This window comes from Alteromonas sp. a30 (genome assembly GCF_026788005.1).
GTDB lineage: Bacteria > Pseudomonadota > Gammaproteobacteria > Enterobacterales > Alteromonadaceae > Paraneptunicella.
The window spans coordinates 43763-68540 of record NZ_JABEPE010000003.1 but is presented as its reverse complement, the minus strand read 5'-3'; the positions used below and the strand labels follow the sequence as shown (position 1 = coordinate 68540).

The window sequence follows — 24778 nt, the reverse complement described above, 5'->3', positions numbered from 1 at the left end:
TTACAGCCTAGTCAGGTTGATTGACTCCGTTGGGAGAACATTGTGAAAGACTTACTTAAGTTTCTCAAACAGCAAAATAAAACAGAAGAATTCGATCAGATTCGAATTGGTCTTACATCACCAGACATGATCCGCTCATGGTCGTACGGTGAAGTGAAAAAGCCAGAAACGATTAACTATCGTACCTTCAAGCCAGAGCGAGATGGTTTATTCTGTGCACGCATCTTTGGTCCTACAAAAGATTACGAGTGCTTGTGTGGTAAATACAAGCGCTTGAAGCACCGTGGTGTTATCTGTGAAAAATGTGGCGTTGAAGTAACGCTAACGAAAGTGCGTCGTGAACGTATGGGCCACATTGAGTTAGCAAGCCCTGTTGCACATATTTGGTTTTTGAAATCACTGCCATCTCGTATCGGCTTAATGCTCGATATGACATTGCGTGATATTGAACGCGTACTTTACTTCGAGTCATACGTAGTTACTGAACCCGGTATGACTACACTTGAAGCAAGTCAACTATTGACTGAAGAAGAGTATCTAGATGCGTTAGAAGAGCACGGTGACGAGTTTGAAGCAAAAATGGGCGCAGAGGCTATTTTTGATTTGTTGCTTGCTTTAGATGTTGATGCTGATGTGGCATCAATGCGTGAAGAATTGCCTTCTGTTACTTCAGAAACAAAACGTAAGAAAATCACTAAGCGTTTGAAATTGTTGGAGTCTTTCCAGCAGTCAGGTAACAAGCCTGAGTGGATGATCATGACGGTGTTACCAGTATTGCCACCTGACCTTCGTCCGTTGGTACCGTTAGACGGTGGTCGTTTTGCGACCTCTGATTTGAACGATTTATATCGTCGTGTAATCAACCGTAACAACCGTCTGAAAAGATTATTAGATTTAGCAGCGCCTGACATCATCGTTCGTAACGAGAAACGTATGTTACAAGAAGCGGTGGATGCGTTACTTGATAATGGACGTCGTGGTCGTGCGATCACCGGCTCTAACAAGCGTCCATTAAAATCGCTTGCTGACATGATTAAAGGTAAGCAAGGTCGTTTCCGTCAAAACCTACTTGGTAAGCGTGTTGACTATTCTGGTCGTTCTGTAATTACCGTTGGTCCTACATTACGCCTACACCAATGTGGTCTTCCTAAGAAAATGGCTTTGGAGTTGTTCAAACCCTTTATTTACGGCAAGTTAGAAGGCCGTGGCTTAGCAACGACCATTAAAGCTGCTAAGAAAATGGTAGAGCGAGAGGCACCGGAAGTATGGGACGTTTTAGATGAAGTCATCCGAGAGCATCCGGTTTTACTTAACCGTGCGCCAACGCTTCACAGACTCGGCATCCAAGCATTTGAACCGATTCTAATCGAAGGTAAAGCGATTCAGTTGCACCCACTAGTGTGTGCGGCATACAACGCTGACTTCGACGGTGACCAAATGGCGGTACACGTGCCGTTAACCATTGAAGCACAGCTTGAAGCGCGTGCATTGATGATGTCGACTAACAACATCTTATCGCCAGCGAACGGTGAGCCAATCATCGTACCTTCACAGGACGTTGTATTAGGTTTGTACTACATGACGCGTGATCGCATTAATGCGAAAGGCGAAGGCATGGCGTTTGCAAACGTGAAAGAAGCTGAAAAGGCATATAGAACAGGTGTTGCCGATTTACACGCTCGCGTAAAAGTTCGTTTGAACAACGTAAAGATTGATAAAGACGGTAATGTTTCTGAAAAGGTTGAACTGATCGATACGACAGTCGGCCGCGCCATTTTATCTTTGTGTTTGCCAGAAGGTATTCCATTCGAACTAATGAACTTGGCGATGGGCAAAAAGCAAATTTCTCGTTTGCTAAATGCTTGTTATCGTAGTCTTGGTTTGAAGAAAACAGTACTTACAGCCGACCAAATTATGTATACCGGTTTCCACTATGCAATGAAAGCAGGTGCTTCAATCGGTATTGATGATATGGTAATTCCTGATGAGAAATCAGAGATTATCGACAGCGCAGAGCAAGAAGTTGCCGAAATCCAGGACCAATTCCAATCAGGTCTTGTTACCGCGGGTGAGCGCTACAACAAAGTTATTGATATTTGGTCTGCTGCCAACGAACGTGTTTCAAAAGCCATGATGTCGAACTTGTCCAAAGAACAAGTTTTGAATCGTGATGGTGAAATGGAAGAGCAAGATTCTTTCAACTCCGTTTACATGATGGCCGACTCTGGTGCTCGTGGTAGTGCCGCTCAAATTCGTCAGTTGGCGGGTATGCGTGGTCTGATGGCGAAACCAGACGGTTCAATCATCGAAACACCGATTACGGCTAATTTCCGTGAAGGTTTGAACGTACTTCAGTACTTCATCTCGACCCACGGCGCGCGTAAAGGTTTGGCCGATACTGCATTGAAGACAGCTAACTCAGGTTACTTGACTCGTCGTTTGGTTGACGTAGCCCAAGACGTTGTTATTAACAACGACGACTGTGGCACGTTTGAAGGCATCATTATGAAGCCGCTAATTGAAGGTGGTGATGTTGTTGAACCACTTAGAGAGCGTGTACTAGGTCGTGTTGTTGCTGAAGACGTAATCAAACCAGGCTCTGATGAAGTGTTAGTAGAGCGTAATGTACTGTTAGACGAAAAACTGGTTGATTTACTTGAAGCAAATTCCGTAGACCAAGTTATTGTTCGTTCGGTTATTACCTGTAAGAACGACTTTGGTGTATGTGCTAAATGTTATGGTCGTGATTTGGCTCGAGGTCATATGGTTGCACCGGGTGAAGCCGTGGGCGTAATTGCCGCTCAGTCAATCGGTGAACCAGGTACACAGCTTACCATGCGTACGTTCCACATTGGTGGTGCGGCATCTAGAGCCTCGGCGGAGAACAGCGTTCAAATTAAGAACGATGGCTCCTTGAAGATGCATAATGCTAAGTATGTTCGTAATACCGACGACAAGATCGTTATTGTTTCTCGTTCAACTGAGCTAACGGTTATCGATGAATTCGGTCGTGAGAAAGAGCGTTATAAAGTGCCTTATGGTGCGATCCTACAGGTTGATGATAGTGCTCAGGTTAGTTCCGGTGAAATTGTTGCTAACTGGGATCCGCATTCGCATCCAATTGTGACTGAACGTACAGCGAAAATTACCTTTGCTGATATTGATGACAGTAACACTGAAATGCAACAAGATGACATCACTGGTCTTTCTCGTGTTGTTGTTAAGGATTTGGCGAAAGCGGCTGCGAAAGAACCCAAGCTTATTCTTGATATTGAAGAAGTGGGCTTGCAAGAGATTCGTTTACCAAGCTTTACCACGATTGAGATTTCTGATGGTGCGACTGCGCGTCCAGGTGATGTGTTAGCACGTATCCCGCAAGAAAGCTCGAAGACTCGTGACATCACGGGTGGTCTTCCTCGCGTAGCGGACTTGTTCGAAGCGAGAAAACCAAAAGAGCCAGCTATCTTGGCGGAAATCTCTGGTTCTGTGGGCTTTGGTAAAGAGACGAAAGGCAAGAAACGTCTTGTTATCACACCTGAGCAAGGTGACGCATACGAAGAAATGATTCCTAAGTGGCGTCAGCTTAACGTGTTCGAAGGTGAGCGTGTTGAACGAGGTGAGGTTATCGCTGACGGTCCTGAGTCTCCACATGACATTCTTCGTCTTCGTGGTATCAGTGCAGTTTCAAACTATATCGTCAACGAGGTTCAAGAAGTTTATCGCTTACAGGGTGTAAAAATTAACGATAAGCACATCGAAGTTGTTATTCGTCAGATGTTGCGTAAGTGTGTGATTACACATCCGGGTGACACTATGTTCCTCGAAGGTGAGCAGTGTGAAGTTTCAGATGTAAGCATTGCTAACCGTGAACTAGAGCAACAGGGTAAGATTCCAGCAGAATATGAAGTTCAATTGTTGGGTATTACTAAAGCGTCTCTTTCCACAGAGTCGTTTATCTCAGCAGCATCGTTCCAAGAAACAACACGTGTTCTTACCGAAGCGGCAGTTCAAGGTAAGCGTGACGATCTGAGAGGCTTGAAAGAGAACGTTATTGTTGGTCGCTTAATTCCTGCCGGTACTGGCTTGGCGTATCACAAACGTCGTCTGGAGTCTCGAGTTGTTGAAGCAGAAGAGTTATCTGTTTCAGCAGAAGAAGCAGAACAAGCACTTACCGAAGCATTGAATGCAGAAGTAAGCAATAGCTCTTCTACATCAGAAGAGTAAAATATAGAAAGGTGACTCAAGTATTGAGTCACCTTTACTTTTCTCACATAATCTCTTATCCCAACCGGGATTATCCCCGTTTTTCCAGCCTTGTTTTTTATATCTAAACCCCGTGGGTTGACAGACTAAACTTCGATCATTAGAATGCCGCGACCCTCGTTATGGGTATAGTGGATTTTTTGTCTTGGAAACATCTCAAAAAGAGTTTCCGTCCTGAAAATTTGTCGTAATTAGGAGCTAATAATGGCAACAGTTAACCAGTTGGTGCGCAAGCCTCGCCGTAGCAAAGTTGTTCCAAGCAACGTTGCTGCATTGCAAGCTTGTCCACAACGTCGTGGTGTATGTACTCGTGTATATACAACCACTCCTAAGAAGCCAAACTCGGCACTTCGTAAAGTGTGTCGTGTTCGTTTAACGAATGGCTTTGAAGTAAGTTCGTATATCGGTGGTGAAGGCCACAACTTGCAAGAGCACAGCGTTGTTCTTATCCGTGGTGGTCGTGTTAAAGACTTACCGGGTGTTCGTTATCACACTGTTCGCGGTACTTTGGACTGCGCAGGTGTTAAAGATCGTAAGCAAGCTCGCTCCAAGTACGGTGCGAAAAGGCCCAAGTCTTAACGGTTCTCCGTTAGTAAGGCCAAACATTAAACATTAACGTTTTGGGATTATCCTGAAAAAAGTCGGAGAATTAAGATGCCTAGAAGAAGAGTCGTAGGACAGCGTAAAATCCTACCGGATCCTAAGTTCGGATCACAATTACTCGCTAAGTTTATCAATGTTGTCATGTTAGACGGCAAAAAATCCACGTCTGAAAAGATCGTTTACGGTGCACTCGATATTGCTGCTGAAAAAGTAGGCAAAGACCATTTGGTTATTTTCGAAGAAGCACTAGACAACATTCGTCCATCTGTCGAGGTTAAATCTCGCCGTGTGGGTGGTTCTACTTATCAGGTGCCTGTAGAGGTTCGTCCTGTTCGTCGTAACGCGCTTGGTATGCGTTGGATGGTAGATGCTGCTCGTAAGCGTGGTGAGAAGTCAATGGCTCACCGTTTAGCGGCAGAGATGCTTGATGCATCCGAGAACAAAGGTTCAGCTGTTAAGAAACGTGAAGATGTTCACCGTATGGCTGAAGCGAACAAAGCATTCGCTCACTACCGTTGGTAGTCATCTACTACAGTATATTTGTAGGCTAATTGAGAGGAAACTATGGCACGTACTACCCCTATAGAACGCTACCGTAATATTGGGATCTGTGCTCATGTTGACGCTGGTAAAACAACCACCACAGAGCGTGTGTTGTTTTATACCGGCTTGTCACACAAGATCGGTGAAGTCCATGATGGTGCAGCCACCATGGACTGGATGGAGCAGGAACAAGAGCGTGGTATCACAATCACTTCTGCTGCAACCACTTGTTTTTGGCAAGGTATGCAACAGCAATTCGAACAACATCGTATCAATATCATTGATACTCCTGGACACGTTGATTTCACTATTGAAGTAGAACGTTCCTTACGGGTATTAGATGGTGCCGTAGTTGTCTTCTGTGGTTCTTCTGGTGTTGAGCCGCAGTCAGAGACAGTATGGAGACAAGCTGATAAGTACCGTGTTCCTCGCATGGTTTTCGTTAACAAAATGGACCGTGCTGGTGCTGATTTTAATCGAGTCGTTGAGCAAATTCGTAACCGTCTGGGAGCGAATTGTGTTCCGATTCAATTGAATATTGGTGCTGAAGAAAACTTTAAGGGCGTGATTGATCTTTTCAAGATGAAAGCGATCAATTGGAACGAATCAGATCAGGGTATGACTTTCAATTACGAAGACATCCCGGCAGAACTCTTGGATGAAGCAGAAGCACTACGCAGTGAAATGATTGAAGCTGCTGCTGAGGCAAATGAAGAGTTAATGGAAAAGTATCTCGAGGGTGGCGAATTAAGCGAAGCTGAAATTAAAGAAGGGCTTCGTATTCGTACTTTGAATAACGAGATCGTGTTGGCTGCATGTGGTTCTGCATTCAAAAATAAAGGTGTTCAGGCTGTTCTTGATGCAGTTATTGAGTTTTTGCCATCGCCAACCGACATTCCGCCTATCAGAGGTATTTTGGATGATGCAAAAGAGTCAGAAGGTGAGCGTCCCGCTGATGATAAAGAGCCTTTTGCAGCGCTTGCGTTTAAAATCGCCACTGATCCATTCGTTGGTACATTAACTTTCTTCCGTTGCTATTCCGGTGTAGTGAACACTGGTGATGCCGTGTTTAACTCGGTTAAAGGGAAGAAAGAGCGTTTTGGTCGCATTGTACAAATGCATGCGAAAGATCGCGAAGAATTAAAAGAAGTACGCGCAGGTGATATTGCTGCGGCAATTGGTTTGAAAGATGTGACGACTGGCGACACGCTATGCGATCCAAACCATATCATCACGCTTGAGCGTATGGAATTTCCAGAACCCGTTATCTCAGTTGCTGTAGAGCCTAGGTCTCAAGCTGATCAAGAGAAGATGGGGGTAGCGTTAAGTAAACTTGCGGCAGAAGATCCCTCTTTCCGAGTTCACACTGATGAAGAATCAGGGCAAACCATCATTTCTGGTATGGGTGAACTACACTTGGACATTATTGTCGACCGTATGAAACGGGAATTTAAAGTCGAGTGTAATGTCGGTAAACCTCAGGTTGCCTACAGAGAAACGATTCGTAAATCCGTTGAGGTTGAGGGTAAGTTTGTGCGTCAATCAGGAGGTCGTGGTCAGTTTGGTCATGTTTGGTTGCGTATTGAGCCGCAAGAAGAAGGCGCGGGATATGAGTTTGTCAATGAGATAGTTGGCGGTGTTGTTCCAAAAGAATACATTCCCGCCGTTGACAAAGGAATACAGGAGCAAATGCAAAACGGTGTGCTTGCAGGCTATCCAGTATTAGACGTTAAAGTAACGCTATACGATGGCTCTTACCATGATGTTGATTCATCAGAAATGGCATTTAAAATTGCTGCTTCTATGGGCTTCAAAGATGGTGCAAATCAGGCCGATCCTGTGTTGTTGGAACCCACCATGAAAGTTGAGGTGACTACACCTGAAGAGTGGATGGGTGACGTTGTCGGTGATTTAAATCGCCGTCGCGGCATGATTGAAGGTATGGATGATGGTGTAGCTGGTGTGAAAATTGTTCGCGCTAAAGTGCCATTATCTGAAATGTTTGGTTATGCCACAGACCTGCGTTCTGCAACACAGGGCAGGGCTTCATATTCAATGGAGTTCCTTAACTATGCAGAAGCATCTAGCAATGTTGCTAATGCAATTATTGAATCTAGAAGATAGTTAATTAGGTATCATTTAGTCAGTGATCCCAAGTTACTGACCGAATTTTAAATTTGACTTTGGGAAAAGAGAACAATGGCAAAAGAAAAGTTTGAACGTACGAAACCCCACGTTAACGTCGGTACAATCGGCCACGTTGACCACGGTAAGACTACTCTAACAGCAGCAATCACTACAGTTCTTGCAAAGACTTACGGTGGTTCAGCTCAAGCATTCGATCAAATCGATAACGCTCCAGAAGAGCGCGAGCGTGGTATCACAATCGCAACTTCTCACGTTGAGTATGACACGCCTACGCGTCACTATGCTCACGTAGACTGCCCTGGACACGCTGACTATGTTAAAAACATGATCACAGGCGCAGCGCAAATGGATGGTGCTATCTTAGTAGTAGCAGCAACAGATGGTCCTATGCCACAAACACGTGAGCACATCTTGTTGGGTCGTCAGGTAGGCGTACCTTACATCATCGTATTCATGAACAAGTGTGACATGGTAGACGACGAAGAGTTGTTAGAATTGGTAGAAATGGAAGTACGTGAACTACTTTCTGAGTACGAATTCCCAGGTGATGACTTGCCAGTAATTCAAGGTTCAGCTCTTAAAGCGCTAGAAGGCGATGAAGAGTGGGAAAAGAAAATTGTTGAGCTAGGCGAAGCACTTGATTCTTATATCCCAGAGCCAGAGCGTGCAATCGACAAGCCGTTCATTCTTCCAATCGAAGACGTATTTTCAATCTCAGGTCGTGGTACAGTAGTAACAGGCCGTGTAGAGCAAGGTATCGTAAAAGTAGGTGAAGAAGTTGAAATCGTTGGTATTAAAGAAACAACGAAAACAACTTGTACGGGCGTAGAGATGTTCCGTAAGCTTCTTGACGAAGGCCGCGCGGGTGAGAACGTAGGTGTTCTTCTTCGTGGTACTAAGCGTGAAGATGTAGAGCGTGGTCAAGTATTGGCACAGCCTGGTTCAATCAACCCGCATACTAAGTTCGAAGCAGAAGTATACGTATTGTCAAAAGATGAAGGTGGTCGTCATACACCATTCTTCAAAGGCTACCGTCCACAGTTCTACTTCCGTACAACTGACGTAACAGGTGCAGTAGAGCTACCTGAAGGCGTAGAAATGGTAATGCCTGGCGATAACCTTAAATTCGTAGTAGAGCTAATTGCTCCAATCGCGATGGACGAAGGTTTACGTTTCGCAATCCGTGAAGGTGGTCGTACAGTAGGTGCAGGTGTTGTATCTAAGATCATCGACTAATATCGAACGATATTAATCAAATTGATATTTGAATAAAGAAGGCCGCTATTAAGCGGCCTTTTTGTTTTCTAATGCTCGTTTTAAATTCCTAAAATAAGTGTCGGCCTACTCTAAGAGGAGTTACTATACTACCTACACTACAAATTAAATTTTGCTTTATTGGAGCCAAACGCTAATGAAACCATTTTGGGTCATGTTGTTAGGTCTGATGTTGAGCCCTTTCGTTATTGCCGAAGACGAAGAAAAAGAACTCCCCCCTCTTGATCCTATTTTTATGGGCAGTCAAAAAATGGTGCTTGCCGTTGGAGGACAAAACCTCTTTGCACTGAACTTAGTCACCCATAAGCGCCCTGCCAATGTGCAAATTATTTATGAGTTAAGTACAAAAGACCCTGCATTATTTTATCTTGTTAGAGATGCAGACCTTGTTTCAATGAAAATGAAACCATTTAACCTCGAAAGGCTAATGCGGGGAGAAGAAGTCAGCGTTAAAGCGGATATTTACATGGGACACTTCGACGAAGCTGGTATGCTGACATACAAAAATAGAGATATAACCTTCACTAAGCAACACTTCGTGAGAGATTTAGCTACGGATATACCACTACCTTCAAGTCAACAACGTGAATATCTTTCAGTCGACCTTAGAGGTAACGAGCGTTTATTAGTGCATAAAGTACAGGGGGCTCCGAGCTATCAACACCTCATCTTTTTTCATGAGAGCCTTGGTTGTGTAACGAACTTTACTAGTTCTTCTGCCGTGCCCCCAGAAGGTGAGATACTGAGTCGTTTATCTTTATGTGGCTCAATGAAGCCGCTTTATTATTCTGGTAACTATCTAAAATAATCTTGGCTTAGCGGCGATCGTGATTCTAATCTCGTCCTCTCTTTCCCGGGTGGATACGCCGCTCAAGCTCCCATTCGAAAATAGCCCGATAAACCACACCGTGTTTATGCTTAATGGATTCATATAAGCCAAATTTATTCGCTTTAAATGTGATATCGGGGGCGAATAGGGGAGCAGGGGGAGGCATTGGCATTTTTCTAAACACACTAACATGTGGGGTGAACGTTTGATGAGCGACGCCCAAACTTAACCGTTGACTAATGGCAGTTAGTTTTTCATTTAATTGCAGTAAGGTGTTAGGTATAGCCGAACAGCCAACAAAAGCGATCCCCGGCTTTTGAAAATAACCGAAGTTATCTAATTGTATTTCGAACTCATAAAAGGCTAACTCATCAACTAATTTTTGCAGTTTATCGAGTTGTGATTCTGAGGTCTCGCCATTAAAACACAAGGTGATGTGAAAATTCGTCATCGGGATGTCGCCTTTAGCGGGAGGTAAGGCTTTCGTCCGCCATGTATCAAGGTTGAGCTTAGACTGAGCGGGTAAATCAAGTGCGAAGAATGTTCTCATAAGAAAGATAAGATTCAGTTCGTTGGACATTGGATGCAGAGACGCCTTTCTACCATAGATTATGACAATATGCTCCCTTGTTTAGCTGCTGTTGTCTTTCGTAGAATGAACTGAGCTTCATCATCGCTTGTGATTGAGCGCAGACAATCCAAGCACAGCGGTGTAAAATCAGTATTGCAATGATAATTCATCTTTAAAAGGAATCGCGTGGCAGTAGACAAAAATCGCAATAAGCAAAAATCCTCTCGTTCGAGTGGTACCAAGCAATCTGTATCAAAAAAAGCCCAAAAAACACCTTCATCTAAATTCTCCTCTTTTCGAGGCTGGCTAAAGCGTGAGTTGTGGAAGTTCTTTGTTATTGGGTTTTTGATTGTTGGTGCTTACGGTTTCTATTTGAACGCCCAAATCAAGCAATCTTTTTCCGGTAATAAGTGGCAGGTTCCCGCACAAGTTTATGCCCGACCATTGCTTATCAAAGTGGATGATATTTTGCTTCCTAAAGAGCTACTGCGCGAATTGTCTCTGCTCAAATACCGTAAAAAAACACAGTTAAAAGGCAGTGGCGACTACGTACATTATAAGACCAAGTTTCACATTGCCCGACGCGCTTTTGCCTTTCCTGAAGGATTAGAAGCCCAAAGAAATATAGAAATTATCATAGAGAAAAAGCGTGTGCGCGCTATTACGGATTTAAAAACAGGGGAAAAACTACATCAAATTCGGCTAGAGCCACTACTGGTAACGCGTTTGATGAGTGGCAGTGCGGAAGATCGGATGTTGGTGGCGTTGGAAGACGTTCCCGAAGCGTTAGTTGAAGCCCTGTTGATCACTGAAGACAAGGCTTTTTATCAGCATCAAGGCGTTGCGCCTTTAGCTATCTTACGCGCGCTTGTAGCGAACCTTGCTGCTGGGAGGAGTGTTCAAGGGGGCAGCACACTTACACAACAGCTAGTTAAAAATTTATATCTAACAAGAGAAAAGTCACTGTGGCGCAAAGCCAAAGAAGCCTACATGGCATTATTGCTTGATGCTCAATACAGTAAAGACGAGATACTCGAAGCCTACTTAAATGAGGTGTTTTTAGGGCAAAATGGAAAGCAGGCTGTGCATGGTTTTGGGCTTGCTAGCCTGTTTTATTTCAATCGCCCGTTACAAGAAATTAATTTGGCACAAGTCAGCACACTTGTTGCCATGATAAAAGGTCCGTCACGGTATAACCCCCGACGCTATCCAGAGCGTGTAATGGAGCGGCGCGATCTCATACTACGTTTGCTTTATGAACATGAGCATATCAATTCAAACCAGTATCAATACTTTGTACAGCAACCTCTTGGTGTCGTTGAAAAATCAGCCTTAGATAAACATCTGCATCCGGCGTTTATGGATCAAGTCAAACGTGAGTTAAGACGCGTTTTGCCTAATCCAAGAACGCGTAATGCAGGTATAAAAGTATTTACCACGCTTGACCCTCACGCCCAAAAGCAGGCTGAGCGTACGGTTGAGCAAGTACTCCCTTCATTAGAAAAAGCACGCAAGTTACAACAGTTAGACATCGCAATGGTGCAAACCGACATTCGTAGCGGTGGCATCCGGGCTCTGATTGGATCTCGAGATGTGGCTTTTGCTGGATTTAATCGTGCGCTCGATGCGAAACGCCCGATAGGCTCATTAGTTAAACCCGCTATTTATTTAACCGCACTTGAACAGGCTGAACACTATAACCTTGCGTCACCATTAAAAGATGAACCGATCAAGTTGAAAAGCAATTACGGCAAGTTCTGGGAGCCACAAAATGCAGATAAAACCTTCCGAGGTGAAGTTATGCTGATTGATGCCCTAACAAAGTCGTTAAATGTTCCCACCGTTCACTTGGGGATGGCATTAGGCACCCAAAAAATTGCGAATACCATGAATAAATTAGGTGTTGAGGGTGATATTCCCCTTTACCCGGCTATGACACTCGGCGCGGTCAATTTAAGCCCAATTCAGGTCAATCAAATGTATCAAACGTTAGCCAATATGGGACGCTTTATGCCGCTTCATAGTATTGAGGGGATTACGACACATGACGACAGAGCGCTATGGCACTTTGATTTTGAAGCGACGCAAGCCGTTCAGTCTCAGGCGGCTTATCTTGTCAATTACGCTTTGCATAAAGTAACGAAAGCCGGTACTGCAAAAGCGTTAAAACAACATTTTCCAAATACTCATTTTGCTGGGAAAACGGGCACAACCGACGATTATCGAGACAGTTGGTTCAGTGGTTTCGACAAAGATAAAGTTGCTACAGTTTGGATAGGCAAAGACAACAATGAACCCACGCAACTTACAGGCTCTAGTGGGGCGCTTAATTATTTTATTCAATTCCAGAAAAACCAAGATCCTCGCTCCTTAGCTCAAGGCTTTCCAGCAGGTTTAGCGATTGCTCACTTTGATCCGAGTTCGGGTCAGGTTACACAGGCAGGCTGCCAAGGAAGTATTAGTCTCCCTGCTGTTATTTCTGCCTTAGATGAACCAACACAAGCCTGCGAAGTACATACCCAAAAGCCACAAAAGAAGAGTTTTTGGCAACGCATTTTTGGGGATTAAGTCCCGGCTAGCTTTCCGTTATGTTCTGAATTTATCCATGAAGATTAACTTTATGGATAGGTTTGCGTGTCCCTTTACTTAGGAATGGATTAAAAAGGTATCTTTTTTAGTATCTAAATGCTTTTTATGTTTTCGTTGAGCCGCATTTCATGTGATGATTCTGCAATAATACTAGGTAACTAATTTATATAAAAAAATATGAATGATCGTATGATTATCTCGGTCATTACTGGTGGAATATTCATAAGTAAAGGTCAACTATGTACACAAGAAAGCCTGCCTTGGGTTTTAAAAAGGCAATTTTATTGGGAGCGGCTTGCTCATTTATTCACCTTCCTGCGGCTAGCGCAGTAGAGTTTGATGCGGGAGGCTCCGTTCGTCTTCGAGGTGAAAGTAAACAGGACTTTAACTTGGATGACAGTTCGCAAACCTATTGGCTTTCCCAAGTTCGATTTAACCTGAATACGAAAATCAACAAACAACACGCCTTTTTCGTTGAGTTACAAGACTCTCGGATTTTTGGGGAGGATGATGATGGCATTCCCTTTATTAACGAAGATGCGCGTAATCAGCCATTCTCTGATCAATTGGATTTACACCAAGCGTACTGGACATTCTCAGGTGAGCAGTTCAGCGTAAAGCTTGGTCGTCAAAAATTTAATTTAGGTGATCAACGTTTAGTGGCTTCATTGGAGTGGGTTAACACTGCACGAGTTCACGATGGAGTGCGTTTTACCTACAAAATGCAAGATCGCACAATTGACGCATTTGCGAGCACGTTAGTGTCAGTTGACCCTGAACATTTTAATGATCAATCCACATCCAATAACCGTTATTTCGATAGTGAGTTTCACGGTATTTTTGTTACCGATAACGTAATAATGCCCAATCACAAGACCGAATATTGGTGGTTTTATCGTGGTAACGATAGCGGTGTTTTTGATGACAGTATTCATACACTCGGGGCGCGAATCGTAGGGAGTAAAAATCGTTGGAGTTGGGACCTTCAAGGTGCGTGGCAAACGGGTGATTTCTATGATGTTACCCGTGGCGTTTTATTAGATCACGATGCCGGAATGGTACACATTTCAGCGGACTACAAGTTAGCAGGTTCAACCATTGGCATTGGCTACAACTGGGCGAGTGGTGATGACGATCCAAATGATAATGATCATGGCACATTCGATAATTTGTACCCATTGAATCATGCATATTACGGTTACATGGATTTGTTCTCGCTGCAAAATACTCACAACTTGGAGCTCGTTTATACACGTCCTGAATTGGCTGGCAGCAAGGCTAAGCTGCGTGTAGCGTTGCAGAACTTTTGGCTCGATGACACTAATGATGCGTGGTACAACGCTGGCCTTGGTGCAAATACCGCACGCTTAAATGCGGCTTTGCAAAACGATGCTGATAGCTATGTGGGTAGTGAAATAGATGTCACTGTGTCGATGCCTGTGGCAGGTATTAAGTTTCTTGCGGGCTACAGCCATTTCTTCGCGGGTAGCTACGCAGAGGATACCGGTAACGATGCCAACGCACATTTCTTATTCTTACAAGCGAAGAAGTCGTTTTAAGATGCGATAAGGCCGTTAACTGTTAAGGCTCTTTCTTGGATTGATCACCTTCATTAAAGAAAGAGCCTCAAAATATAAGAAGGTGAACTGTAATAGGGAGTCATTTCATGATGAAAAGCGTCGGTTACTTATTACGGAGTAGGATGTGGTTTAAAGGGATCCTTGTGTTGTTAATGGCTTCATCTGTTGAAGCGGCGGGAAACCGTCAATATACCCCAAACGACGTTTATACCGGCGTGGTGTATGCCAATGCAATGCTTGATAAAGTGCTAAAGCATCAACATATCAATCGTCTAGAGTTACCAGAATCGCGTGAAGTCGCAGCGCGTCCCATGCATGTTTACGAATTGCATTCAGCCATTTTGTCGCAGCTTCATGTGTATACACATAAGCACAGTATTTTACGGCCACCTCCTCTTGCTGTTTCCACCCCAATCGAATACACACCTACGGATGTCTATTATCTTACGCGCTTGATTGTCGATAAAATTGAGGAAATTCATGAGTTATTGGTTGGAGAGGTGAAAGTTAAATCCGTTAAGGTATCTGGGAAGTCTCCCGTTGATGTTTATCGTGAATTATTTAAGCTTTATTATCGGTTAAGTCGGTTAATTGGTACACAAAACATCAGTCCTGATGAGGTCTATGCGCATATGGTCAGGGCAAAAGAAGATTTGCAATATAGTTTGCTCACGCTCTCAAAACGTTTAGATGAGCCGGAGGAAGAACGAAAAATTTTGCTGGTGTCTGCAATTTACGGAATGCATCCAAATGGCTCTTTGCTATCACCAAAAGAAGAAAATAAAAAAATGCGGGATGTGCTGGAGCAGGTCTTTGCTGTACGAGAAAAACTAAACCTACTGCGGCAAAAGAATAATTTGCCTCAAATTGATATTCCCGATATTGAGGTTTTCAGCGATGTTAAACCAATAGATGCATTTTTACAGACTCAATTTATTATCGCAGAGTTAAACTTACTGAAATTGCCGATGCAAATTGCAACCACTACTAATCTTCCAAAGCCAGTCAAAGAGAAAACGGCGTCTGATGCTCTGTATGAAGCGAAGCATATTGAATATATGCTCGACAGATTATTAAAGTTTAATTTGATTGGTAAATAAGAATAAGCAGCAGGTAACGTTTACAAAGTAACCGAGCCATCCCATTGAGGGTGGAGTGGTTTGGTACGAAGCTGGTTACATTGCTGGATATGATGTTGAATCACTTTGTCCTGAGGATCGATGGCTTGAGCGGCTTTAAATGCATCAATCGCTTGGTTCCACTGTTGTGCCTTTCTTGCTGAAAGACCTGTTTTAATGAATGGCGCCGTTTTCAGTTTTCGCGCTATTTCATCTTCTGGTAGATGTGTCATCACTTCATAAATTTCAACTGGATTACGCTTTCCTTTCACACATACCCAGTCCAATAGGCGGTGGCGATAGGTTTCTCTTGCCTTTGCGCTATCCAAAAGTTGAGCACTGACAATAATGTCGCATCCGTAAATTGGTGTTAAGGTTTCTAATCGATAGGCGATGTTCACACTATCGCCAATCACGGTTGTATCCATACGCACATGGGAGCCAATGGTGCCTAAAATAACTGGGCCATAGTGAATGCCAATGCCAATATCAATAGGGGGATACCCGCTATTAGCACGGTGTTGATTGTAAATAACAATCGTTTTGCGTAAGTCGATAGCAGCACGTAAAGCATCGTCCGCTTTATGCTGTTCAGTGCCACCGGGGTGGTCGAACAGCGACATTATGGCATCACCAATAAACTTATCGATAAAGCCGTTATGACGGTGAATCGGCTCACTCATTCGTAAAAAGTAGGAATTGAGAAAGTTCATCAACTCTTGCGGTGACATACTTTCCGATAGTCCTGTGAACCCACGAATATCACAGAAGAGAATCGCAACGTCGTCTTCACCAGCTTGACCCAGTACCAGCTTTTGTTTGCCTTCCTTAGTAAAATGATTCACGAACTGTTTAGGTACGAACTTATGGAACGCGGAGTTCGCGAGTAACTCGGCGTGTACTACATCAAGTTTTTCCGATTCTTCTAGTTGACGAAACCCAAGAACATCTTCTGGATCGGGTAAATTCAGTTCAACAATGGGAGGGGTGTAGTAATGGGGAGGACGAGAGTGAAGTTTACGCCATAAATAAAGGATAATTCCGATACTCACCAGCAGCGCCAGCATAAGCAGCAATGTTAGCGGGTGAAGTATCGGATTCATAGGGCGTTATTGATTCTTTAATTCAGCAAATACGGTATCTGCTGTTTTAATGGTTTCATTAATAATATCCTCATCATGGCAGATAGAGACAAACCCTGCTTCGTATGAGGCTGGAGCAAGGTAAACGCCTTTTTCTAACATTTTATGGAAGAAGAAATTGAACTGCTCAGCGTTACAATTAATGGCTTGCTGATAGTTAGTTACCTTATCTAAGTCAGTGAAGAACAAGCCAAACATGCTACCAGCCTGATTCGTGGTTAGCGGGATGCCGTGACGATCCGCTGCGGCTTGAATGCCCTCTACTAACTGTGTCGTACGACGGGTTAACGTATCATAAAAGCCCTCTGCTTGAATGGCTTTCAGAGCTGCCAAGCCCGCAGTCATGGCAATAGGATTGCCTGATAATGTACCTGCTTGATACACCGGCCCACTTGGTGCGAGCTGTTGCATAATGTCCTTGCTACCACCAAAAGCGCCTACAGGCATACCGCCGCCAATCACTTTACCTAAACAGGTTAAATCTGGCTTGATGCCGAAATGCCCCTGTGCGCCATTTAGCGCCACGCGAAAGCCTGTCATCACTTCGTCGAAGATCAGTACCGTATTGTGCTCAGTACATATCTCTCGTAAACCCTCTAAAAAGCCAGAAACGGGTGGAATGCAGTTCATGTTCCCAGCGACTGGCTCAACAATAATGCAAGCAACATCTTCACCTTGTTGCTGCATGGTTTCACGTACCTGCTCAATGTTGTTGTATTCCAAGGTGAGAGTGTGTTTTGCGATGTCTTCTGGCACACCCGGGGAACTTGGTACACCCAGTGTTAGCGCGCCAGATCCTGCTTTTACCAGTAGGCTATCGGCATGACCGTGATAACAACCTTCAAATTTAACAATCTTATTTTTGCCTGTGTAGGCTCGAGATAAACGAATTGCGCTCATGGTGGCTTCGGTGCCCGAGTTCACCATGCGTACCATTTCCATCGAGGGAACAATGTTGCTTACTAATTCCGCCATCTCAACTTCTAATGCGGTGGGAGCGCCAAAGCTTAATCCCGACTCCACTGCTTTAATAACGGCTTCTCGAATGGCACTAGCATTGTGTCCTAGTACCATCGGCCCCCAAGATTGCACATAATCGATATAACGTTTGTCATCTTCATCATAAAGGTAAGGACCATCGGCACGTTTGATAAAAGGCGGTGTGCCACCTACTGCTTTAAAGGCTCTTACTGGAGAGTTTACGCCGCCGGGAATATGTACTTGGGCGCGCGCTAATAAAGCTTCGGATTTGTTCATAGAGTCTCGCTCGCTAGTTGTCTTAGTTCGTTCGTATGCAAAAAAGAAATACAATTAGTCTTTATGTGCAGCATACCAAGGCACATTGTGTTCGTACTGCTTAAGTTTATTTTCCACGCCCAAAATTAATGCAAACAGAGCCATTCTTACTAGCACCCCGTTATCGGTCTGCCTAAAGATGGCAAGATTGGGATTAGCGTTTAAGTCGTTATCTAATTCGTTAGCATCAGCTCTTGAATCCCGAGGTAATGGATGCATTATGACTGTCTTAGATTTGAAATGCCGTGTGTAAATCTCTTGATCTAGCCTAAATTTGCCTCGGTACTTATTGGCTTCTTCTTGCGAAGGAAAGCGCTCTTCTTGTATGCGGGTTTGATAGCAAATATCGGCATCAAATTGCCCTTCTAAACTATCGGTAATGCGGAACTGATGACCTGCATTGGTAATAACATCTAGCACGCTATCTGGCATGGTTAATTCCGCTGGGGAAATTAAGGTGAAGTGGATATTCTTAAATAAACACAATAGCTTGGATAGCGAGTGTACGGTCCGGCCATGACGCAAGTCACCTATCATGGCAATGTGCATACCATCAAGGTCAGAATCGTGGGAGTTCAGTTCCTTTCTAATGGTGTATAAATCGAGTAAAGCTTGTGTTGGGTGTTCATTTGCCCCATCGCCGCCGTTGACTACTGGCACCCGGCTTCCGTTAGAAAATTCATTGACTGAACCTGAGTCTGGGTGACGCATAGCGATAATGTCAGAATAGCCGCTTAACACACGAGCGGTATCGTAGAGCGATTCGCCTTTGGCAAGGGCTGATGTGCCAATGCCTGTTGTTTCTCTTACAAAGCCGCCTAATAAGTTAAACGCGGTGCCAAAACTTACGCGCGTTCGAGTGCTAGGTTCGAAGAACAAGTTACCAAGAATCGCACCGTTGAGCACGGTTGTGCGTTTTTCGCGTTTTGCATAAGGAAGCATTTGATCGGCAACGGAGAAGATGTGTGTGATGGTGTCACGATCAAATTGTTCAACGGATAAAATATGCTGACCAAGAAGCGAATTCATACCTTAAAAGTCCACTGTACTACGTTGGCGCATAGTCTAGCAGAAATCGGCAATAAAAAGCGCTTAACGTAATGACCTGCCGAAAATTCTTTCACAGGCTGAAATGATAACTTGATTATATTGCGTTGCGTAATTTAGCAAGGTTTGGCGCTGTCTGGCATCAAAACTGGCATCTAAACTGACGGCGGGGCTAGGAAGGGCTCGAAGTCCGCAATGCTTGGTGACGTTATCCAACTTAAAACGCGCTGGGACGCCAGGAGGTAAAGTGGTTTGTTGTGCAAATGTTAGTAGGCGTAAATCGTGTACTGAAAGTGCAATTTGTGCATCGAACGCCGGGGTGCTGTATAGGTCTGAAATAGTGACGGAGGTGTTTTCTTCGCTCGGTTCGGCTGCCGTCGTTTCGGCTTGGTGCATCCACAGAGTATTAGGCATATTCTGACACGCAGTAAGCAACACTCCGCAGAGCATGACGAGCCCGCTCTTTGTTAGTTTGCTTCGAAGTATCGTCATGTCGATCCCAATGAAAGTTGCACAGTCTGGCAAGAATACTAGCTAAACCAAGCGGATAGATCCACACAAAGCGTTCAACAAGGAAGCTTTTATTGCTTGCTTAGTTTGTTGGATTCGTGAGCAAGGCACAATAGGATCCACTCAACAACCTGATTAACATGCTGTTTAAAATAATGAGGTGGATATTCACTCGTTAATCCTAAGAGATTACGAATATGGAATTCACCCTTTAGTGTGCTGAAAAATAATATCGATACCTTTTCAGCGACATCCTGAGGGATTGGATAGCGTTCTTGCAACACAAAATAGTCTGCTAATATTTTGCGTCCACGACGTGAACCAGCGCTATAAAAGAGTTCGGCAATGTGTGGGTTGTTGCCTATATCACCGATAAGTGCTTTGTAAGTGGCAATGACCTCTGGATCGCTGAGCAGTTTGATAAATTGATGACCTAAGTGTTTGAGACTGGTTTCTAAGTCTTCTGGGTTCAGTTGTAAGTTGTCTTCATCAAAACAGTATTGTGAGCACTTACCTTCAATAACGGCTACGTATAATCTATCTTTATTTTCAAAATGAGAATAAACCGTTTGTTTAGAAACACCTGCTCGATTGGCGACAAGATCCATAGAGGTTGATGCAAAACCGCATTCAAGAAAGAGCGTGGAGGCTGCTTTTAGGATTTGTTCCTTTTTCTCTTCACTTTTTGGACGTCCAGCCCCTTGCTTCTTGGTTGTTGTCATTACGTTTTGAAATACCTATTTATTATTTATCAAACTATACGGTCTAGTATTTTATTTGATTTATCATACTCAGTAGTCTAGTATTTTTTTCCATAAGTTCAACGGAATATTTCTTAATTTAGCTTGAAGCTGTCATTGAGGCGTTTATGTCCAATAACCATCTAACATCGCCGGGTAAACAATCCAAGTGGTTTACTATTGCCCTGATCTTGATTCCCGTCGCTTTTCTCGTGTCTCTATTACATGCGGCGGGGGCAGGGCAATCTTACTCTTCAGATGCCGAAATAAGGCGACACCATGTCGATGTGATTCAGGTCGAAATACAAGCGTCTTACCAACGTCAAATAAAAGCCGTTGGCAAAGTTGAATCCACCCAACAAGCCAATATGGGGTTTGAACGCGCAGGAACATTGCTTGCAGCCTATGTAGATGATGGTGCGCGAGTCAAACAGGGGGAGCTATTAGCGGAATTGGATGTGGCACGCTTACAAGCTGAAAGGCAAGAAGTAAAAGCAACGGTAGAGCGCGCAAAAGCGGATGCACGACTCGCTAAAGTGTCTGAACGTCGTATCGAAAGACTGGTGCGTGAAAAGTTAGAATCGAGACAACGACTTGATGAAGCGAAGGAACAAGCTGCGGCAACTGCGGCGTTTGTCACACAAGTTGAGGCCTCGTTAGCTCGAATTGATGTAGAGCTTGATAAATCTCGCATCTATGCGCCTTTTGATGCGCGTGTTATCTCACGTGAGGTAGACCCGGGCTCTGTAGTGAACACTGGTCAGTTTGTCTTTGTATTGCAACAGCAAGGAGCGACCGAAGCACGTTTTGCTATGGGGGCGGACCAAGCCTTTGAATTATCAGTCGGTCAGAAACGCACCTTACACCTACCTTCTATGCATAGAAATAGCCACAGCCGTCGACAAATAAAAGGCACAGTGAAATCCATTTCCAGTGCTCGCAACCTAAATACTCGTACGGTGGATGTTATTTTTACTCTCAACGCTAACAACCAAGTGTTGTCGGGTGATTTACTCACGTTATCGTTACCCGAAACCATCAGTGAATCAGGTATTTGGTTGCCCAAATCAGCCCTTGCAAGCGGTGTAAGAGGACTGTGGACAGTCTATACCGTTGAGGGAACAGGAGAAGCTCAGAAAATCGTGCCTAAATCGGTGTCGATTTTGTATCACGATGATGAGCATGCGTTTGTTTCAGGTGCATTGTTAGATGGAGATTTCGTTGTTGTACAAGGCGTTCAACGATTAGTGCCCGAGCAAGTGGTTAATGTCAGCCTCTTACCTCAGAAACAGCTTGTGAAAAATACTGCACAACACACCGTAAAGCATTTAGTCAGTCGATAACGTTATGTACGAATTAAAAGGTATTGAATCTCAGCCGCCTTGGTATACGAAGTTTTATCGAAGCGGTCACTTACTTGCTTTAAGCATTGTTATTCTTATTGTTGCCGGGCTATCGGCACTCACCACTCTACCGCGTCTTGAAGACCCTCGTATCGATAATCGTAATGTCATGATCTTAACGTCGTATCCGGGCGCATCCGCAGAGCGAGTTGAGGCATTAGTGACCGATGTGATTGAAGATGAATTGCGGCAATTACATGAAATTAAAGAGCTGCGTTCAAACTCGCGTGTTGGCATTTCTTTTATTATCGTCGCATTAGCTGATTGGGTAGATAACACCACTAATGAAGAAATCTTTTCTAAAATGCGAGATCGCTTAGGAGAGGCAAGTCGACGTTTTCCCGAAGGTGTTAGTGAGCCAATTTTAGATGATAAGCGCGCGGCCACTTCGTTTACGCTTATGGTAGCATTACAGCCTCAAGGCCCAATGCAGCCGATGACTCCCATGCTGTTGACCCGTCTAGGTGATGAACTTGCCGATAAAATGCGGAACGTTAGCGGTACGGAGCTTGTACGTAATTTTGGTGTGGCGTCTGAAGAAATTAACGTCAGTATTAGTCCGCAACAACTTAGCAGTGCTGGTTTGAGTGTACAGCAGGCGAGTCAAATCGTAGCGGCAAATGATCCCAAGCTCCCCGCTGGGGTCATGCGTAATCACAAGCAGAATATGCGTATTCAGGTTGCTGAGGAATTAGATAGCCTCAATACGCTTCGCAATATTCCAGTATTAACAACTGAAAGCGGTGGGTATTTGCGTTTGGGCGATATTGCCGATGTGCGCCGAACCACTCGTAATCCGCCAAAAGATCAAGCTTTAGTGCAGGGTAAAGAAGCAGTTATTGTTGCTGCGCGCATGCAAATGAATGTGCGCGTTGATAAGTGGACTGACTCTATCAAAGCAGTGATCGCCGACTTTAATGAACGTTATAAAGGCTCTGCTTCCATTTCGATTGTATTTGACCAAAATCGATACACCGAAGCGCGATTGAACGACCTTACCGAAAACTTACTGTTAGGCAGTGTTGTGGTTATGGCTGTTGTAGCGTTATTTATGGGAAATCGAGCTGCTTGGATTGTTGGCTTAACATTGCCTTTATCTGCTGCCTTTACTCTGTTTTCATTGAGTCTTTACGGTCAACAAATTCATCAAATGTCGATTTTCGGGATTATCATTGCCATTGGTTTGTTAATTGATAATGCCATTGTTATTACAGATGAAGTTAGGGCGAATTTACTCAATCCCGATTTATCGCGCTTGCAAGCACTGGTAAAAAGCTTGCGACATCTGTTTGTACCGTTATTAGCGTCAACCCTTACCACCGTGCTGGGCTTTATGCCGATCTTCTTACTCCCCGGCAATATCGGGGATTTTGTCAGTCCAATTGCGATTAGCGTTGTTATGGCGCTAATGGGTTCCTTATTTATCTCGCTTACCATTATTGCTGCACTTGCGGCACGCTATTTAAAGCGCGTCGCACCGGATGCAAAAGGCATCGATGTTGAACTTAAATGGTATCAACGAGGCATTCAAATGCCCAAAACAAGTGCATGGTTTAAAACTAAATTAACAAATGTGATTCAAAAACCATTAAAAGGATTACTGTTAAGTTTATCGGTACCCATTTTGGGGTTTGTACTTGCTGGGCAACTTGGCAATGTGTTCTTCCCTAGTGCCGACAGAGACCAATTCGAAGTGTATGTGTGGTTGCCAAGTGGCGCTTCTATCACCCAAACCAAAGCATTAACCAAAGAAATTGATTCGCATATCCGAGATAAAGAAGGTGTTACTCAAACGATGTGGCTTGTGGGGGGATCGGTGCCTTCGGTTTATTACAACCAGATCATGACCAAAGATAACACGCCGCATTTTGCTCAAGGTGTTGTCACTACTGATAGTATCGGTGCCGCAAAGCGCTTGATTAGCACGTTACAAAACGAACTTGATAAAACCTTTACCCAAGCACAAGTGGTTGTGCGCGCGTTTGGTCAAGGTCCGCCAATCTATGCGCCCGTTGGTGTGGATATTTACGGTAACGATTTAGCTGTACTCAGTCAGTTGGGGGACAAAGTGCGTTTGGCTTTATCACAAATTCCGGGAGTCACGCATTCAACCGCTTCTATCACAATGAGCGACCCAGAATTGACTTTGGATACCAGCAGCAATTTAACGCAGCTTTCTGATTTGTCACTGACCGACATTGCCCAACAACTGCAAAGTAATTTGGAAGGGCAGGTTGGTGGCTCCATTCTTGAGGGAACAGAAGAAATTCCTATCCGTATTCAAATAGCAGAAGAAGAACGTGACACCACGGATGCGTTAGCCACATTACCTTTGGTCAATAGTGCCTTAGGTGCAGAGCAATCATGGGTACCTTTAGCAGCATTAGGAGAATTCGAGTTACGCCCTAGCATTAGCGGTATTAATCGTATGGATGGAGAACGCATCAATAAAATCGAAGCATTCTTGATGCCGGATGTGCCTGCTGTTGATGCGAGCCGTCGCTTGTTAGAGCTTCTTGATACGCCTGAGTTTGCCATGCCAGAAGGTTATCACATCAAAATGAAAGGGGATGCCGATAAACAGCGCGAAGCGATGGGGCAATTGGCGACCTATGCGCCAGTTTTACTTGCGTTGATGATTGCGACACTGATTTTATCTTTTAACAGTGTGCGCTTGGCCTCGGTTATTGGTGCTGTTGCTGTCCTGTCGGTGGGATTAGGCATGCTTAGTTTATGGATTTCAGGTTTGCCATTAGGCTTCAATCCAATGCTCGGTACCGTTGGCTTAATTGGCGTTGCCATTAACGGTTCAATTGTCGTTATCGCGGCTATTGATGGAAATCCGCTAGCGCGGGCTGGCGACGTCGAGGAAATTGTTAAAGAAACAATGGGGTGTAGCCGCCATATTTTATCCACGACAGTGACCACTGTGGGGGGATTCATTCCATTATTATTATTCAGTGAAGGCTCTTTCTGGCCGCCCCTTGCGGTAGTGTTGGCGGGGGGGGTTGGATTCTCGGTTCTGTTAAGTCTTATCTTTACCCCTATTATTGTGGGACAAATGGCAATCCGACGCGGGAAGCGTACAGAAAAACAGCTGAATATGTTGGCCACACAATAA

General features: G+C 44.2%; 17 protein-coding genes. 11 read left to right on the top strand and 6 right to left on the bottom strand.

Translation table 11 applies throughout. The features are described from left to right. The first annotated feature begins 42 nt into the window (after positions 1 to 42). From rpoC to HJG39_RS04215, 6 genes are all read left to right on the top strand, one after another. Positions 43 to 4224: a DNA-directed RNA polymerase subunit beta' gene (gene rpoC, locus HJG39_RS04240; RefSeq protein ID WP_268407190.1), complete on the top strand. Its 4182-nt coding sequence runs from the start codon at positions 43 to 45 to the stop codon at positions 4222 to 4224. Positions 4225 to 4467: 243 nt separating this feature from the next. Then, positions 4468 to 4842, top strand: a complete 375-nt coding sequence (rpsL, locus tag HJG39_RS04235; protein ID WP_268407187.1) for a 30S ribosomal protein S12 — start codon at positions 4468 to 4470, stop codon at positions 4840 to 4842. Positions 4843 to 4917: 75 nt separating this feature from the next. After that, positions 4918 to 5388: a 30S ribosomal protein S7 gene (gene rpsG / locus HJG39_RS04230; RefSeq protein ID WP_268407185.1), complete on the top strand. Its 471-nt coding sequence runs from the start codon at positions 4918 to 4920 to the stop codon at positions 5386 to 5388. Positions 5389 to 5430: 42 nt separating this feature from the next. Next, positions 5431 to 7533, top strand: coding sequence for an elongation factor G (gene fusA / locus HJG39_RS04225; protein ID WP_268407183.1), 2103 nt, complete (start codon positions 5431 to 5433; stop codon positions 7531 to 7533). 75 nt (positions 7534 to 7608) lie between these two features. After that, complete coding sequence (tuf, locus tag HJG39_RS04220; RefSeq protein WP_268407182.1) at positions 7609 to 8793, top strand: elongation factor Tu; 1185 nt, start codon at positions 7609 to 7611, stop codon at positions 8791 to 8793. Positions 8794 to 8968: 175 nt separating this feature from the next. Further along, a complete protein-coding gene (locus HJG39_RS04215) occupies positions 8969 to 9640 on the top strand; it encodes a hypothetical protein (RefSeq protein ID WP_268407181.1) in 672 nt (223 codons plus the stop codon). A 25-nt stretch (positions 9641 to 9665) separates the two neighbouring features. Here HJG39_RS04215 and thpR read toward each other — a convergent pair whose 3' ends face one another. Beyond that, the gene (gene thpR, locus HJG39_RS04210; protein WP_268407179.1) at positions 9666 to 10241 is read right to left on the bottom strand and encodes an RNA 2',3'-cyclic phosphodiesterase; all 576 of its coding nucleotides are present in this window, start codon (positions 10239 to 10241) and stop codon (positions 9666 to 9668) included. Between the two features lie 177 nt (positions 10242 to 10418). On the opposite strand from thpR, the gene mrcB reads away from it, so the two are divergent. From mrcB to HJG39_RS04195, 3 genes are all read left to right on the top strand, one after another. Then, entirely contained in the window at positions 10419 to 12800 is a 2382-nt protein-coding gene (gene mrcB / locus HJG39_RS04205) for a penicillin-binding protein 1B (protein WP_268407176.1), read from the top strand. 260 nt (positions 12801 to 13060) lie between these two features. Further along, positions 13061 to 14380 (top strand): alginate export family protein, encoded by a 1320-nt coding sequence (locus tag HJG39_RS04200; RefSeq protein WP_268407173.1) that lies wholly within the window; start codon positions 13061 to 13063, stop codon positions 14378 to 14380. Positions 14381 to 14487: 107 nt separating this feature from the next. Continuing rightward, positions 14488 to 15501 (top strand): hypothetical protein, encoded by a 1014-nt coding sequence (locus HJG39_RS04195; protein WP_268407170.1) that lies wholly within the window; start codon positions 14488 to 14490, stop codon positions 15499 to 15501. A 20-nt stretch (positions 15502 to 15521) separates the two neighbouring features. Here the strand turns inward: HJG39_RS04195 and HJG39_RS04190 are convergent, their stop codons facing one another. The 5 genes from HJG39_RS04190 to HJG39_RS04170 form a co-directional block, all read right to left on the bottom strand. Then, positions 15522 to 16622, bottom strand: coding sequence for an adenylate/guanylate cyclase domain-containing protein (locus HJG39_RS04190; protein ID WP_268407167.1), 1101 nt, complete (start codon positions 16620 to 16622; stop codon positions 15522 to 15524). A 6-nt stretch (positions 16623 to 16628) separates the two neighbouring features. Next, complete coding sequence (gene hemL / locus HJG39_RS04185; protein WP_268407164.1) at positions 16629 to 17918, bottom strand: glutamate-1-semialdehyde 2,1-aminomutase; 1290 nt, start codon at positions 17916 to 17918, stop codon at positions 16629 to 16631. A gap of 54 nt (positions 17919 to 17972) precedes the next feature. Next, positions 17973 to 18986: an aspartate carbamoyltransferase gene (locus HJG39_RS04180; protein ID WP_268407162.1), complete on the bottom strand. Its 1014-nt coding sequence runs from the start codon at positions 18984 to 18986 to the stop codon at positions 17973 to 17975. A 63-nt stretch (positions 18987 to 19049) separates the two neighbouring features. Then, positions 19050 to 19496: a hypothetical protein gene (locus HJG39_RS04175; RefSeq protein WP_268407159.1), complete on the bottom strand. Its 447-nt coding sequence runs from the start codon at positions 19494 to 19496 to the stop codon at positions 19050 to 19052. An 89-nt stretch (positions 19497 to 19585) separates the two neighbouring features. Continuing rightward, a complete protein-coding gene (locus HJG39_RS04170) occupies positions 19586 to 20236 on the bottom strand; it encodes a TetR/AcrR family transcriptional regulator (protein ID WP_268407158.1) in 651 nt (216 codons plus the stop codon). 146 nt (positions 20237 to 20382) lie between these two features. Here HJG39_RS04170 and HJG39_RS04165 point away from each other — a divergent pair, with 146 nt between their 5' ends. Both HJG39_RS04165 and HJG39_RS04160 read left to right on the top strand, forming a co-directional pair. After that, positions 20383 to 21597, top strand: a complete 1215-nt coding sequence (locus HJG39_RS04165) for an efflux RND transporter periplasmic adaptor subunit (protein WP_268407155.1) — start codon at positions 20383 to 20385, stop codon at positions 21595 to 21597. Positions 21598 to 21601: 4 nt separating this feature from the next. Further along, the gene (locus tag HJG39_RS04160; RefSeq protein WP_268407153.1) at positions 21602 to 24778 is read left to right on the top strand and encodes an efflux RND transporter permease subunit; all 3177 of its coding nucleotides are present in this window, start codon (positions 21602 to 21604) and stop codon (positions 24776 to 24778) included.

What these genes read in the sequence shown, in the direction of transcription:
- rpsG (WP_268407185.1), top strand. Translation starts at nt 4,918, where the DNA reads ATGCCTAGAAGAAGAGTCGTAGGACAGCGTAAAATCCTACCGGATCCT.
- tuf (WP_268407182.1), top strand. Translation starts at nt 7,609, where the DNA reads ATGGCAAAAGAAAAGTTTGAACGTACGAAACCCCACGTTAACGTCGGT.
- HJG39_RS04165 (WP_268407155.1), top strand. Translation starts at nt 20,383, where the DNA reads ATGTCCAATAACCATCTAACATCGCCGGGTAAACAATCCAAGTGGTTT.
- HJG39_RS04195 (WP_268407170.1), top strand. Translation starts at nt 14,488, where the DNA reads ATGATGAAAAGCGTCGGTTACTTATTACGGAGTAGGATGTGGTTTAAA.
- HJG39_RS04215 (WP_268407181.1), top strand. Translation starts at nt 8,969, where the DNA reads ATGAAACCATTTTGGGTCATGTTGTTAGGTCTGATGTTGAGCCCTTTC.
- rpsL (WP_268407187.1), top strand. Translation starts at nt 4,468, where the DNA reads ATGGCAACAGTTAACCAGTTGGTGCGCAAGCCTCGCCGTAGCAAAGTT.
- HJG39_RS04190 (WP_268407167.1), bottom strand. Translation starts at nt 16,622, where the DNA reads ATGAATCCGATACTTCACCCGCTAACATTGCTGCTTATGCTGGCGCTG.
- HJG39_RS04200 (WP_268407173.1), top strand. Translation starts at nt 13,061, where the DNA reads ATGTACACAAGAAAGCCTGCCTTGGGTTTTAAAAAGGCAATTTTATTG.
- thpR (WP_268407179.1), bottom strand. Translation starts at nt 10,241, where the DNA reads ATGTCCAACGAACTGAATCTTATCTTTCTTATGAGAACATTCTTCGCA.
- hemL (WP_268407164.1), bottom strand. Translation starts at nt 17,918, where the DNA reads ATGAACAAATCCGAAGCTTTATTAGCGCGCGCCCAAGTACATATTCCC.
- HJG39_RS04175 (WP_268407159.1), bottom strand. Translation starts at nt 19,496, where the DNA reads ATGACGATACTTCGAAGCAAACTAACAAAGAGCGGGCTCGTCATGCTC.
- fusA (WP_268407183.1), top strand. Translation starts at nt 5,431, where the DNA reads ATGGCACGTACTACCCCTATAGAACGCTACCGTAATATTGGGATCTGT.
- HJG39_RS04170 (WP_268407158.1), bottom strand. Translation starts at nt 20,236, where the DNA reads ATGACAACAACCAAGAAGCAAGGGGCTGGACGTCCAAAAAGTGAAGAG.
- HJG39_RS04180 (WP_268407162.1), bottom strand. Translation starts at nt 18,986, where the DNA reads ATGAATTCGCTTCTTGGTCAGCATATTTTATCCGTTGAACAATTTGAT.
- HJG39_RS04160 (WP_268407153.1), top strand. Translation starts at nt 21,602, where the DNA reads ATGTACGAATTAAAAGGTATTGAATCTCAGCCGCCTTGGTATACGAAG.